The organism is Streptomyces sp. NRRL F-525 (assembly GCF_000716605.1).
Lineage (GTDB): Bacteria > Actinomycetota > Actinomycetes > Streptomycetales > Streptomycetaceae > Streptomyces.
Genome location: NZ_JNXE01000200.1, coordinates 1 through 310, shown reverse-complemented (window position 1 = coordinate 310; position 310 = coordinate 1). Strand labels below are relative to the sequence as shown.

1 protein-coding gene is annotated in these 310 nt (G+C 68.1%); it reads right to left on the bottom strand.

The features are described 5' to 3' along the window. Positions 1-310: molybdopterin-dependent oxidoreductase (locus tag OO69_RS48515; protein ID WP_033287455.1), on the bottom strand; the 310-nt coding region annotated here is incomplete at both ends.

Below are 310 nucleotides of genomic sequence, written 5' to 3'. Positions count from 1 at the left end.
GTCCAGGGTTCGACCAGGGCCTTGTAGTCGTCGTAGCCCGTCGTCGCGCGTTCGATGAACGCCTCGTTGGCCAGGCCCGCGTGGATGATCTCCCGGCCGACCGCGTGTGCCAGCGGGATGTCCGTGCCGACGTTCGGTCCGAGCCAGCTCTCCGCCCACTCGGCGGTCGAGGTGCGGCGCGGGTCCACCACGTACATGCGGGCGCCGCCCCGTATGCCCTTCAGCACGTGCTGGAAGAAGATCGGGTGCGCGAAACGGGCGTTGGAGCCCCACATCACGATGACGTCGGTGTGCTCGATCTCCTCGTAGG